At 46.4% G+C, this 14,300-nt stretch carries 9 protein-coding genes; 4 read left to right on the top strand and 5 right to left on the bottom strand.

Features of this window, described 5'->3' with window-relative positions:
• Positions 1–59 precede the first annotated feature (59 nt).
• Entirely contained in the window at positions 60–1,199 is a 1,140-nt protein-coding gene (locus tag BT127_RS10495) for an ABC transporter ATP-binding protein (protein ID WP_075424948.1), read from the top strand.
• A gap of 113 nt (positions 1,200–1,312) precedes the next feature.
• The gene (locus tag BT127_RS10490) at positions 1,313–2,614 is read left to right on the top strand and encodes a Sapep family Mn(2+)-dependent dipeptidase (protein WP_075424947.1); all 1,302 of its coding nucleotides are present in this window, start codon (positions 1,313–1,315) and stop codon (positions 2,612–2,614) included.
• A 287-nt stretch (positions 2,615–2,901) separates the two neighbouring features.
• On the opposite strand, the gene BT127_RS10485 is transcribed toward BT127_RS10490, so the two are convergent.
• A complete protein-coding gene (locus tag BT127_RS10485) occupies positions 2,902–3,258 on the bottom strand; it encodes a hypothetical protein (RefSeq protein WP_075424946.1) in 357 nt (118 codons plus the stop codon).
• Positions 3,259–3,725: 467 nt separating this feature from the next.
• Here BT127_RS10485 and carB point away from each other — a divergent pair, with 467 nt between their 5' ends.
• Both carB and BT127_RS10475 read left to right on the top strand, forming a co-directional pair.
• Positions 3,726–6,944, top strand: coding sequence for a carbamoyl-phosphate synthase large subunit (gene carB / locus BT127_RS10480; RefSeq protein ID WP_075424945.1), 3,219 nt, complete (start codon positions 3,726–3,728; stop codon positions 6,942–6,944).
• Between the two features lie 119 nt (positions 6,945–7,063).
• Positions 7,064–7,690 carry a manganese efflux pump gene (locus BT127_RS10475; RefSeq protein WP_075424944.1) on the top strand — a complete coding sequence of 209 codons (627 nt, stop codon included), beginning with the start codon at positions 7,064–7,066 and terminating at the stop codon, positions 7,688–7,690.
• Here the strand turns inward: BT127_RS10475 and BT127_RS10470 are convergent.
• The 4 genes from BT127_RS10470 to gyrB all read right to left on the bottom strand — a co-directional run bounded on the left by BT127_RS10470 (position 7,678) and on the right by gyrB (position 14,003).
• Complete coding sequence (locus tag BT127_RS10470; RefSeq protein ID WP_082334999.1) at positions 7,678–8,484, bottom strand: metallophosphoesterase; 807 nt, start codon at positions 8,482–8,484, stop codon at positions 7,678–7,680. The genes BT127_RS10475 and BT127_RS10470 overlap by 13 nt on opposite strands.
• Before the next feature lie 284 nt (positions 8,485–8,768).
• A complete protein-coding gene (gyrA, locus tag BT127_RS10465; RefSeq protein WP_075424943.1) occupies positions 8,769–11,435 on the bottom strand; it encodes a DNA gyrase subunit A in 2,667 nt (888 codons plus the stop codon).
• A 36-nt stretch (positions 11,436–11,471) separates the two neighbouring features.
• Complete coding sequence (locus BT127_RS10460; protein WP_075424942.1) at positions 11,472–12,026, bottom strand: YcxB family protein; 555 nt, start codon at positions 12,024–12,026, stop codon at positions 11,472–11,474.
• A 9-nt stretch (positions 12,027–12,035) separates the two neighbouring features.
• Positions 12,036–14,003 (bottom strand): DNA topoisomerase (ATP-hydrolyzing) subunit B, encoded by a 1,968-nt coding sequence (gene gyrB, locus BT127_RS10455; protein ID WP_075424941.1) that lies wholly within the window; start codon positions 14,001–14,003, stop codon positions 12,036–12,038.
• Between the last annotated feature and the right edge of the window lie 297 nt (positions 14,004–14,300).

The following is a 14,300-nucleotide window of genomic DNA, read 5'->3' as shown; positions in this document are numbered from 1 at the left end:
ATACTGTGTAGAAATAATAAATTATCAGCAAGAAATTTTGAACTGGAGGACTGGACTAAATGGCAGGCTTAACACTTAAAGGCATTTACAAGAAATATCCGGGCGGCGTTGTTGCTGTTTCAGATGTTAACTTAGAAATAAGAGATAAGGAATTTATCGTTCTCGTTGGACCTTCGGGATGCGGTAAGTCAACAACTCTCCGTATGATCGCAGGACTTGAAGAAATCTCAGAGGGTGAACTTTATATAGGCGATCGTCTCGTAAACGACATCGCTCCTAAGGACAGAGATATCGCAATGGTTTTCCAGAACTACGCTCTGTACCCACATATGACTGTTTTCGATAACATGGCTTTCGGACTTAAGCTCCGTAAAGTTCCTAAGGAAGAAATAGAGAGAAAGGTTAACGAAGCTGCTAAGATTCTCGACCTTACACACCTCCTCGACAGAAAGCCAAAGGCTATGTCAGGTGGTCAGAGACAGCGTGTTGCGCTCGGTCGTGCTATCGTTCGTTCACCTAAGGTATTCCTCCTCGACGAGCCTCTCTCAAACCTCGATGCTAAGCTCCGTGCACAGATGAGAACCGAGATTGCTAAGATCCACAAGAAGCTCGGTACAACATTCATCTATGTAACTCATGACCAGACAGAGGCTATGACAATGGGCGATCGTATCGTTTGTATGAAGGACGGTTTCGTTCAGCAGGTCGATACACCTCAGAACCTCTACGAGAATCCTACAAACAAGTTCGTTGCAGGCTTCCTCGGATCACCTCAGATGAACTTCATCGACGCTGTACTCAAGGAAGAGTATGGCCAGTATATAGTTGAATTCGGTTCAAACGATTCAAGAATGAGACAGGGCGTTAAGTACCAGATCATCGTTCCTGAGTCTAAGGTAAATGATGCACTCGGTCACTATGTTGGCAAGGAGATCATCCTCGGCGTTCGTCCTGAGAGCATCCACGATGAGGAAATGTACCTTTCAAATGCTACAACAGGTATCATCGATGCATATGTCGAGATCACTGAAATGATGGGTGCAGAAACATACCTCTACCTCCTCTGCGAAGGTATTCCGCTTACAGCAAGAGTAAGCCCAAGATCAACAGCTAAGCCTGGTGATGACATCAAGGTAGCTATCGATCCTAACAGAATCCATATCTTCGATAAGGAAACAGAGAAGGCAATTGTTAACTGATATATTCACTTTTCATATTTATCCTTTCTTTCTTCTCGGTCGTCCTCAAAGATGATCGGGGCAAAAAGCCGCAGTCAGTTCTGCGGTTTTTTGTATTTTATACGGAGGTTACAATGCAGAACTCAATAAAAAAATATCTTGAAGAACATAAACAGGAAATGATAGACTTCCTCGCTGAACTTGTGGCAGTTCCAAGCGTTCAGGGAGAAGCTGAGGAAGGCGCTCCCTTCGGAAAAGAACCCAAACGCGCCCTTGAAATAATGCTTGAAAAGTGTCGGGAGTCCGGTTTCAACGTTGAAAATGTTGAAAACTATGTTGGTACAGCAGATTTGAACGATCTCTCCCCCGAACTCGGCATTCTCGCACACCTTGATGTAGTACCTGTGGGAAGCGGCTGGAGCAGTCCGCCTTTCACCCTTACCTACGATGAAAAGACCGATAAACTGGTCGGCAGAGGAACCTGCGACGATAAGGGACCTGCCGTAGCTGCGCTCTACGCCGCAAAAGCTGTGAAAGAACTCGGTATCCCCCTGAAAAAGGGCGTGCGACTCCTTTTCGGTACGAACGAGGAGAACGGTTCGGCTGATCTGGCTTACTACCGTCAGAAGCGTCAGCTTCCGCCGAATGTATTCACTCCCGACGGCGAATACCCCGTTATAAATGCGGAAAAAGGTATGCTGAGAGTTTACTTTTCAACAGTTGCACCTGAGAATGTTGAAATCTCGGCAGGTACCGTTATAAACGCAGTTCCTGCAAGCTGTAAATATCAGCTTCCGAAGGCAGGAAATGCCGATACAGAGGCAGTTTTCGGAACTGTGGAAGGCAGCTCCGCTCATGCTTCAACTCCCGAAAAAGGCGAAAACGCTATAACAAAGTTTCTGCGATCCACCGATCACGGTCTGCCGATGTTGAAAAGTCTCTCGGAACTTTTCCCACACGGTGAATTAAACGGCAAGAGCTGCGGACTTGGTTTCCGTGACGATATATCGGGAGATATGACCTGTGTGCTTTCCATGCTCAACACCGAGAACGGAAGGCTTTGCGGCGGTATCGACATTCGTTTCCCGCTGGACCGCAGCAAAAATGAGATAAGTGAAATAATATGTGGAAAACTCCGTGATGCAGGTTTCGAGATCGATTCCTGCGAGGGAGTTGATCCGCACTGTACCGATGAGAACAGTCCGTTTGTGCAGGCGCTTCTCCGTGCTTATGAGGGAATTACAGGCGACAAAGGCCGCTGTATCGCTATCGGCGGAGGTACTTACGTACACGAAATAGAGGGCGGAGTCGCTTTCGGAGCTGAATTTCCCGGCGAGGACGGCAGGATGCATTCGCCTGACGAATTTATTACCTCGGAAAACCTGATAAAAAATGCGGAGATAATGGCTGCGGCTATTATCGAGATCTGCGGATAATTTGGGATTCTAAAGGGGTTTCACCCCTTTAGCGAAGTCCAGAGGCAGAGCCTCTGGCAGGGTGTGGGACAGCGTCCCACATTCTACAAAGCGCTCCTAACAGGAGCGATGACCATCTGTCAGCTTCGCTGACATCTCCCTACACTGTAGGGAGTCACCGCAAAGGGTGAATTTCAAAACAGTCCAGTGGACTGTTTTGAAAGAGGGAACGCCCTGTAAGTGAGGGCGTTCCCTCAAAAGAATACAAAACAGGGGACAGCCAAATGTAATGCTGTCCCCTTATCTTTTTATCTTCCTGTAGTTACCGAAATTGTCGGATATTCCGTCTCCCGTTCACCGTCCATACCGTCAGCGATGTCCTTTGCAGCTTCACCTGCGCCCCTGACGATATCTTCGCCTGCATCTTTTGCGCCGTCAACTGCGTCATCTACTCTCTCCTTGACGGGACTTGTAGCGTCAAGCTTGTCCTTGCGTTCCGCATCATCCTCGGTAATTCGCTTATCGTGGTCATTATCCCGATAGCCGAAATCGGTTACTGTTGAACTTGTATCACTTGTTTCCGCATGATCCCTGTCCGAACCGCAGCCTGTCATGATACTGCAAGCCGCAAGTAATACGGACGATATTGCTAATACTTTCTTCATTCTGATCAGATCCTTTGCATAGAGTTATTGTGGACAGCTTTTCCACAATACATTTTTATTGTTTACACATTTTCCCCATTTATCCACCGAGTTTTCAACTTTTCACAGGTGGTAAAACTTGTATTTTTCGTATTTATCCACACTTTCCACATTGTTTTCAACAATTGCACCCAATTGCCAACAGTGTTTTCAACAGGCTGTTGAAAACAAATCCACATATATGTGTAAAGTGAAATTAGGATAATATTGCTTTTACAGAACATTCTTTCTCATGCAAAATTCTGTTATCAGTTACATTTTATCCAATTTTGTTATTTTCTTTTTACTTGTATTTTTTTGAGTAATTATGATTTTTTTCTTGCAATTCGTCTTTATTTGTGATATGATATAAGGTAAGAAATTATGCCAAGCTTAAGTTGGTAAATATTATTACGTACATCTTTGATGTACGGGTTGGGAGAAATAGTATGCCAAAAAAACAGGATATCAACAAAATAATGATAATCGGTTCAGGTCCTATCATTATTGGACAGGCCTGCGAGTTCGACTATTCGGGCACTCAGGCATGTAAGGCACTTCGCAAGCTGGGCTATGAGATAGTTCTCGTTAACTCTAACCCCGCTACTATCATGACAGACCCCGATGTTGCCGATATTACCTACATCGAGCCTCTTAACCTTGCAAGACTCACTCAGATCATCGAGAAAGAGCGTCCTGATGCTCTCCTTCCAAATCTCGGCGGTCAGTCGGGTCTTAATCTCTGTTCGGAGCTTGATCAGGCAGGCGTACTCAAAAAGTACGGCGTACAGGTCATCGGTGTTCAGGTAGATGCTATCGAGCGCGGCGAGGACAGAATAGAGTTCAAGAACGCTATGAGTGAACTTGGTATCGGAATGCCCAGAAGTCAGGTTGCATATACTGTTGATGAGGCTGTTAAAATAGCTGAACAGCTCAAATACCCTGTTGTTCTCCGTCCTGCTTACACAATGGGCGGCGCAGGCGGCGGAATGGTTTACAATGTGGACGAGCTCAAGGTTGTCTGTGAAAGAGGTCTTCAGGCTTCTCTCGTCGGACAGGTACTTGTTGAAGAGTGTATCTTCGGCTGGGAAGAGCTCGAGCTTGAAGTAGTACGTGACGCTAACAACAACAAGATCACTGTATGCTTCATCGAGAATATCGATCCTATCGGTGTTCACACAGGTGATTCATTCTGCTCAGCACCAATGCTCACTATCCCTGAGGACGTTCAGAAGACTCTTCAGGAAATGTCATACAAGATAATCGAGTCTATCGAAGTTATCGGCGGATGTAACTGCCAGTTCGCAAGAGATCCCGAAACAGGACGTATCGTTGTTATCGAGATCAACCCAAGAACTTCACGTTCTTCTGCACTTGCTTCAAAGGCTACAGGATTCCCGATCGCTCTCGTATCTGCTATGCTCGCTTGCGGACTTACTCTCGATGAGATCCCATGCGGTAAGTACGGAACTCTTGACAAGTATGTGCCCGACGGCGACTACATCGTTATCAAGTTTGCTCGCTGGGCATTCGAGAAGTTCAAGGGCGCAGAAGACAAGCTCGGAACTCAGATGCGTGCAGTCGGCGAGGTAATGAGCATCGGTAAGACTTACAAGGAAGCTTTCCAGAAGGCTATCCGTTCACTTGAAAAGGATCGCTACGGTCTCGGATTCGCTAAGAACTTCCACGACCTCAGCAAGGAAGAACTCCTTGACATGCTGAAATATCCTACAAGCGAGAGACAGTTCGTAATGTACGAGGCTCTCCGCAAGGGCGCTACAGTAGATCAGCTTCACGATATCACAAAGATCAAGAAGTATTTCATAGACCAGATGTACGAGCTTGTTCAGGAAGAAGAAAAGCTCATCGAAAACAAGGGCAGTGTTCCCGGTAAGGACGTTCTCAAACAGGCTAAGATGGACGGTTTCTCAGACCGTTACCTCAGCTCTCTCCTTGAAGTTACAGAGGAAGAGATACGCAATGCACGTATCGGCTTCGGCATCAAGGAAGCATGGGAAGGCGTTCACGTAAGCGGTACTGAAAACGCTGCATACTACTACTCGACATATCACCTTGACGAGGACAAGAGCCCTGTAAGCGACAAGAAGAAGATAATGATCCTCGGCGGCGGTCCTAACCGTATCGGTCAGGGTATCGAATTCGATTACTGCTGCGTTCATGCTGCTCTTGCTCTTAAGAAGCTCGGCTTCGAATCAATTATTGTAAACTGCAACCCAGAGACAGTTTCAACTGACTATGATACATCAGATAAGCTCTATTTTGAGCCACTTACTCTTGAGGACGTTCTCTCTATCCACGATAAGGAGAAGCCTTTAGGCGTTATCGCTCAGTTCGGCGGACAGACTCCGCTCAACCTTGCTAACGACCTTAAGAAGTACGGCGTTAATATACTCGGTACAACTCCAGAAACTATTGACCTCGCTGAGGACCGTGACCACTTCCGTGCTATGATGGACAAGCTTGGTATCCCGATGCCCGAGGCAGGCATGGCTGTAAATGTGGATGAGGCTCTCGAGATCGCTAACCGCATCGGCTATCCTGTTATGGTTCGTCCTTCCTACGTTCTCGGCGGACGCGGAATGGAGATAGTTCACGATGACGATATGATGAGAGTTTATATGTCCGCAGCTGTTGGTGTAACTCCTGACAGACCTATCCTCATCGACCGCTTCCTCAATCACGCTACAGAGTGCGAGGCTGACGCTATCTCAGACGGCGAGCACTGCTTCGTTCCTGCTGTTATGGAGCATATCGAGCTTGCAGGCGTTCATTCAGGCGACTCGGCTTGTATCCTTCCTTCAAAGAACCTTACAGAAAAGCAGATCGCTACTATCAAGGACTACACAAAGCGTATAGCTGTTGAGATGAACGTTTGCGGTCTTATGAACATGCAGTACGCTATCGAGGGCGATACAGTATACGTTCTCGAGGCTAATCCGCGTGCTTCAAGAACAGTTCCGCTTGTATCAAAGGTATGCGATATCAACATGGTAAAGATCGCTACAGATATAATCACATCCTCACTCACAGGCAGACCTTCTCCCGTGCCTGAGCTTAAGGATCGTCAGATCAACCACTACGGTGTTAAGGAAGCTGTATTCCCATTCAATATGTTCCCGGAAGTTGACCCTGTTCTCGGACCTGAGATGCGTTCAACAGGTGAAGTTCTCGGTATATCAAAGTCATTCGGCGAGGCATACTATAAGGCTCAGGAAGCTACAAAGAATCCTCTTCCCGAGGAAGGCACAGTTCTCCTCAGCGTTTGCGACAGAGACAAGCCTGAACTCGTAGAGATCGCTAAGTCCTTCCATGAGCTCGGATTCAATATCATCGCTACAGGCAGAAGCTACGAGATGATAAAGGAAGCAGGCATCCCATGCAAGAAGATCTTCAAGATCTACGAGGGACGTCCAAACATTGCTGACGAGATCGCAAACGGCGAGATACAGCTCATTATCAATACTCCTGCAGGTAAGACAAGTGCTCACGACGACAGCTACATCCGTAAGGCTGCTATCAAGCACCGCGTAACTTATATCACTACTATGGCAGCTGCAAAGGCAAGCGCAGAGGGCATCAAGGCTATCAAGGCTAATAAGCACTTCGAGGTCAAGTCCCTCCAGGCTCACCACGCTGACATACTCTGATCGAATTATATTCGTACTCAGAAAAATCTTCTTCATAGCGTCCCCTGATAATAATATAGGACTGCATATGGCAGTAACAAAAGATCACCTTTTGCATACAATGCAATGAGGTGATCGTTTTGTTTAAAGAAGTCATTCTCGCAGCTGTTGTAAGCGTTGATACTCTGCTTGCATCCGCTGCTTACTGCGGAAGCGGCATAAGGATACCGTCCTCATCTGCGGCGCTCATAAACCTTATCAGCAGCGCAGTACTGTACATTTCGCTTATTTTCTCGGAACTTGCAATGCGCTGTATTCCCGTGGAAATATGCCGTATCTCAGGCTTTATCATTATGACGGCGATTGGTATGTTCGCTATATCTAAAAGCCTTGTACGGGGGATAGTCCGCCGTATATCACGTCATGGAGAACTGTCTCTGCGTCTCGGCAGCGAGGGCATTGTTATGAAGCTCTATCTGGACGATACCGCAGCGGACCGTGACCACTCGAAAATCCTCTCTCTCGGTGAAGCCGCTGCACTTGCCGCCGCAGGTTCTCTTGATTCCGCAGCTACGGGACTTAGTGCAGGTCTTACGGATGTACGTCCGCTATACGCAGCGTTATTTACTTTCATTGCAGGAACACTTGCGATAATTCTCGGAAATATCGCAGGAAAAAAGATCTCCTCCATGAACCGCGATCTCTCGTGGACAGGAGGAGTTTTACTTATAGTATTTGCTCTTCTGAGCTTCTGTCATATCTTATAAACGACCATTTCCGCAGGATTGAATAGTCTCAGCTTACCGATTCCCGAAGTTACGAGAAGCTTCATATTACCTACCGTATACACGCCCTTTGTGTATTTCGGGAAGAATTTACGCTCGGGAGAAAGAACACCCTTTCCGAATATTCTCACAGCACCGCCGTGTACGTGACCGCTGAAGGTCATATCAGCGCCCCACTGAGAATAAGCCTCGGCAAACAGCGGATTATGGGCAAGGAGCAATGTCCTTCCATTTGGCTTATCACCTAAAACATTGATGATATCCTGCTTGTTTACGGTATCGAGGTTTCTGTAGCCGTCCTTTCGGTATGTGGTATATTTTGGCGTAAAACCGCAGATAAACAGTTCCTTGTCATTTACAACTATCTTTGAAGTATTGTTATCCAGGTAGTAAGTATTCGTTTTTTTAACTCTTTGTATAAGCTCCTCATGATATTCCGCAGGGAGACTCTGCTCGTGATTTCCGAAGATCAGATACACATGAGCGATCTCGTTGAGCTTCTTAAGAAGCCTTTCAGCCTCTGTAAAATCGTAGCAGTCACGGGTTACAAGATCACCTGTAACGAAGATAATATCGGGATTTTCCTCACGTATCATGTCCACGAGCCTGCAATTCTCTTCACCGATATGGCGCTTGTGCAGATCGGATATCTGGACTATCTTAATTTCGCCTCCAAGATCTTCACGGCGTACCTTGAAGCTATACAGCGAGTCAATTACAGTAATTACCGCCAATACGATAAGTATTATTAATACTATCAGTAAAACAACAATCATACCACACCTCACAGTCGGTCTTATACTGAAGCTCTGCGGCGGTTTATCGGGGGCAAACCTTTCTGAGGAAAGGTTCTTCCCCCGCACCCCCTTTCCAAAGACTTTTTGCTCCAAATTTTCAGCCTGATATATCCCTTTCAAAAAATTATTTGCTGCTTATAATGCATAACAAAGGGATATATCAGGCCGAAAATTTAAGGCGAAAGTTTTAGGAAGGGAGTTTGAGGGAGAACCCTTTTTCAAAAGGGTTTCCCTCAATAATCGCTGCAAAACTCCGTATAAGATCATTCTTCATCATCGGGTTCTTCGTCGATGATGACTTCGTTCTTTTCTTCTTCAGCGGCTTCAGCCTCAGCCTGTCTGAGTTCTTCCTCGCTGAGCTGCTCGACCTTTTCCGTCTGAGCGTTCTCGTCATGCTCTGCACGGGTAAACGCAACTACCTGAGCGCCCTCGTTGACTCTCATAACTCTTACGCCCTTAGCGTATCTGCTCATGATACGGATATCGCTTGCAAGTATCCTTATGATGATACCGTCGCTTGAAACAAGGATTATATCGTCTTCCTCGTCAACTATCTTTATGCCGCAGACGTGTCCCCTGACATCGTCCACCTTATAGTTCTTAATACCGTAGCCGCCGCGGTTCTGAATTCTGTAGCTGTCAAGGCTTGAACGCTTACCGTAGCCGTTTTCGGTAACAGTAAGGAGAGAAGCTCCCTCTCTGACTCTTGCTATACCAACAACGTAGTCGCCCTCACGGAGCTTGATAGCCTTAACGCCATGAGCCGAACGTGAAAGTGCTCTGCCCTTGTTCTCCTCGATGCGGATGACCATACCGTCACGGGTAGCAACGAATATCTGAGCGTTGCCGTCAGTCATGCGAACTCCTGCTATCTCGTCGCCCTCATCAAGACCGATAGCGATAAGACCGTTCTTGCGGACGTTCTTGTAAAGCGAGAGGTTAGTTCTCTTTATCTTACCGTTCTTTGTTACCATAGTGATGAACTTCTCGTCGCTGAAATCGGTAGTCTTTATCATAGCGGCGATCTTCTCACCATCGGTAAGAGGAAGGAGATTTATGAGATTGAAGCCTCTCGAAGCCTTTGAACCATCGGGTACTTCATAGCATTTCAGCTTGTACATGATACCCTTGTTGGATATAAACAGTATATTATCGTGAGAACCGCAGATGAACATTTCCTCAACGAAGTCTTCTTCACGCTGTTTCATACCTGTTATACCGCGTCCGCCACGGCGCTGAGTCTTATACTCTGTAACAGGCATACGCTTGATATAGCCGTTGTTTGTAAGAGTAACAACGCAGTCTTCCTCGGGGATAAGGTCCTCTATGTCGACTTCACCGCTTACGGACTCGATATCTGTACGGCGGTCGTCGTTGAACTTCTTGCGGATAACGTTAAGGTCCTCCATGATGATACCGTAAACACGGTTGATATCAGCAAGAATATCCTCGAAATCGGATATCTTAGTGAGAAGTCCGTAGAGTTCATCGGTTATCTTCTGGCTTTCGAGACCTGTGAGCTGTCCGAGACGCATCTGAACGATAGCCTCAGCCTGTTCCTCTGAAAGACCTTTTGCGCTTGCAAGGTGATTGCCTGAAAGGTCGAATTCAGCGGTATCAAGGATATTGAACACGTTCATGCCCTTGAATGCGTCGGTTCTCTCGAGAAGTGCGGAGAGGTCCTCGTCCTTGAAGCGCTCCATGAGCTTTTCTTTAGCTTCGGGGATATTCTTACTGTTGCGGATGATCTTTATGATCTCGTCGATATGATCGGCTGCGAGGATGAAGCCCTGAAGGATATGAGCTCTTTCGAGAGCCTTTCGCAGGTCGAATCTTGTTCTGCGCTGGATAACGTCTACCTGGAAATCAAGGTAATTCTGGAGCATCTGCTTCAGTGTAAGAACCTTTGGTTCGCCGTTTACCAGAGCAAGCATAATGATACCGACAGTATCCTGTAATTTTGTCATCGAGAAGAGCTTGTTAAGGACGATATTGGGTATAGCATCCTTTTTCAGCTCGATAACTATTCTCATACCCTCCTTATCGGACTCGTCACGGAGGTCATAGATACCTTCAAGGCGCTTGTCCTTACAGAGCTGACTGATATTCTTGAGTATGAGAGTCTTGTTTACCATGTAAGGTATCTCGTCAACTATGATGCAGTTTCTGCCCTTTATCTCCTCGAAGTGTGTACGGCTTCTGAGGATAATCTTGCCTCTGCCTGTACCATATGCAGCACGTATACCTGCCCTGCCCATGACGATACCGCCTGTAGGGAAATCAGGTCCCTGTATATGCTCCATGAGCTGTTCAAGGGTGCAGTCGGGATCATCGATAAGGAGCTGAAGTGCGTCTATTACCTCTCCGAGGTTATGGGGAGGGATATTTGTAGCCATACCAACAGCGATACCTGTTGAACCGTTAACAAGAAGGTTCGGGAAACGTGAGGGGAGAACTACAGGCTCTTTCAGACGGTCATCATAGTTAGGAGCAAAATCGACTGTCTCCTTATTGATGTCTGTGAGCATATCGAGAGTTATCTTAGCCATTTTAGCCTCGGTATAACGGTAAGCGGCAGCCTTATCGCCGTCTATCGAACCGAAGTTACCGTGACCGTCCACAAGGGGATAACGCATAGAGAAGTCCTGAGCGAGACGGACGAGAGCATCATATACAGCGGCGTCACCGTGTGGATGATAGCGTCCGAGAACAGAACCTACGGTATCTGCACATTTACGATATGCTTTTTCAGGGGTCAGACCATTCTCGTGGAGAGTATAGAGTATACGTCTGTGAACGGGCTTAAGACCGTCCCTGACGTCGGGAAGCGCTCTTGAAACGATTACCGACATGGCGTATTGGAGCATAGAGCTTTCCATCTCATCCACTATTTCAGAATGTATGACCTTAGAATTGTCATTATACAGCAAAACTTTTACCTCCTGTATCTATCGGCTGATGAGCCGTCAGCTTTTTGATATATTCCTGATGATATCCTGTTCATCTGCGGAGAATACCGCCTTCGGGAGTATGTATACCGCAGTTTTTCCGTTTATCAGCACGAAGTAGCTTTCGCCTTCGAGGATATCGGTATCGATGCCGAAATTTATCCTTGTGGCTTCGGGAAGGGGTTCGGAATGTGATTCTCCGTCCTCATCGAAAGCCTCAACGACTGGTTCAGCGGAAACAGTGCCTATCTCGGCGTAGTCATCTGCAACTGTAAGTCTGTAAACAGGTTCACCCATTTCCGCAAAGCTCTCAACATAGCTTCTTCTCATTTTGCGCGGGTTATACCACTGTCTGAACGCCATGAACAGACAGACAACTATCAGAATATAAGCGAGATAGTTATCGGGAGCATAAACAGCTCCGTAAACGAAATTAGCGGCAAGTATCAGAAATATCACCATAAATATGGTATTTCTCGGGTATATTGTTTTCTTCTGATAGGCTCTGTAGCCTTCTCTGAAAACGTCTGTGGGGATAGTATATTCCTTAACGAATTTTATATTATCTTCCATCAAAACACCTTATATATCAAGATTCTGGGCGAATTTAGCGTTTTTCTCAATGAAAAGACGTCTTGGCTCAACCTTGTCGCCCATGAGTATAGAGAAAGTCTCGTCAGCCTTAAGAGCGTCCTCCATGTCTATCTTTACGATAGTACGGCGCTCGGGATCCATAGTAGTTTCCCAGAGCTGCATAGGATCCATCTCACCAAGACCTTTGTAACGCTGAGTTTCTACCTTGTACTTTCCGCCTTCTGAAAGTTCAGCGATATACTTGTCTCTTTCTTCATCCGAGAAAGCGTATTCAACGTGCTTGTTGCGCTCTACTCTGTAGAGAGGCGGCTGAGCGATATACACATTTCCGTTTGTTATGAGCGGACGCATATAGCGGAAGAAGAATGTAAGGAGAAGTGTACGGATATGCATACCGTCAACATCGGCATCGGCCATGATGATAACTTTACCGTAGCGGAGCTTCTCTATATCGAAATCCTCACCGATACCGGTACCAAGTGCAGTAACAACGGGGTCCAGCTTATCGTTGCCGTAGATACGGTCGATACGAGCCTTTTCTACGTTGAGCATCTTACCCCAGAGAGAGAGTATCGCCTGATACTTTCTGTCACGTCCCTGCTTTGCAGAACCGCCCGCAGAATCTCCCTCGACTATGTAAAGCTCGGTGTATCTGTTATCACGTTCAGCGCAGTCCGCAAGCTTTTCTGGCATTGAAGCGTTTCCGAATGCATTCTTTTTACGCTCGGCTTCTCTTGCCCTCTTTGCAGCTTCTCTTGCACGGCAGGCTGAAAGACATTTTTCAAATATGATATTGGCAGTTTCGGGATTTTCCTCCAGGAAGTTCATGAGCTTCTCGGTAACGAGCTTCTCTACGAAAGGCTTAACCTCGGGATTTCCGAGACGTCCCTTTGTCTGTCCCTCAAACTCGCACTCTGTGAGCTTTACCGAAACGATAGCTGTAAGACCTTCAAGAACGTCCTCTTTCCTGAGACTTTCTATCTCTCTCTTAGAGGATTCTTTGCCCTTCTTTGAGCTTTCCTTTTCCTTGAATTTACCGAATTTCTTTCCGTATTCGTTAATTACCTTGACCAGTGCATTCTTGAAGCCTGTCTCATGAGAACCGCCGTCCTTGGTATGGATATTGTTCGCAAATGAGAGAACGACCTCGTTGTAGCTGTCGTTGTACTGCATAGCTATCTCGGCAAAAGAGTCGCCCTGCATACCGGAAACATAGATTATATCTCCGCCAAGTGATTCATAGCCGCGTGTAGCGTGGATATGTTCTATGAACTGACGGATACCGCCCTCATAGTGGAGAGTTTCGCCGATGATATTCTCCTCGTCACGCTTATCCGAGAATACTATCTTGATGCCTGCGTTAAGGAAAGCCTGTTCACGGAGTCTCTTAAGAAGGACCTCGTAATCATAGACAGTGCTCTCGAATATCTCGTCGTCAGCCTTGAACATAACGGAAGTACCTGTTTCATTTGTATCGCCGATTATCTTCAGCTGCTCGTCGTAGTGACCGCGCTCGAATCGCTGGAAGTAAACATGCTCGCCGTCCTTTACGGTAAGCTCGAGCCACTCTGAAAGGGCATTAACAACAGAAGCGCCGACACCGTGAAGACCTCCTGAGACCTTGTAACCGCCGCCGCCGAATTTACCGCCTGCGTGGAGAATGGTATAAACTACGGTAGCCGCAGAGATACCCTCCTTTGGGTGGATACCTACAGGTATACCACGTCCGTTATCAGAAACTCTTATGATATCGCCTTTGAGTATCTCGACGGTTATCTCGGTACAAAAGCCTGCAAGAGCCTCATCGATAGAGTTATCCACTATCTCGTAAACGAGGTGATGAAGTCCTCCGGGACCGGTTGAACCGATGTACATACCCGGTCTTTTGCGGACTGCTTCAAGGCCTTCAAGGACTTGTATATCGTTTTCGTCATAGTTATTATTCTGCTGACTCATGATTTACCTCCATGAATTTTGGTTGTATTGCTCCACAAATTAAACTTTGCCAAAAAGGCGAGGTCAGAAAGGAAATTGATCAAGGAAGGAAAACGCAGGAATGCTTTTGCATTTCAAGTTTTTCTGACGAAGAAAAATTTTCTTTATGACGAGCATTGGTTAGCAAGGTTTAGTTGGGGGAGCAATATATATCGTTGACCCAGTTTATCGGGTTATTGTCTATGTAATCGCATATCTCGGTGAATTCCTTTTCATTCCTTATGATATGGTCATGAAATGATTTCTGCCATATTCAAT

This window comes from Ruminococcus sp. XPD3002, from assembly GCA_900119535.1.
GTDB lineage: Bacteria > Bacillota > Clostridia > Oscillospirales > Ruminococcaceae > Ruminococcus > Ruminococcus flavefaciens_H.
The sequence above is the reverse complement of the archived record's forward strand: the minus strand, read 5'-3'. Positions and strand labels throughout refer to the sequence as shown.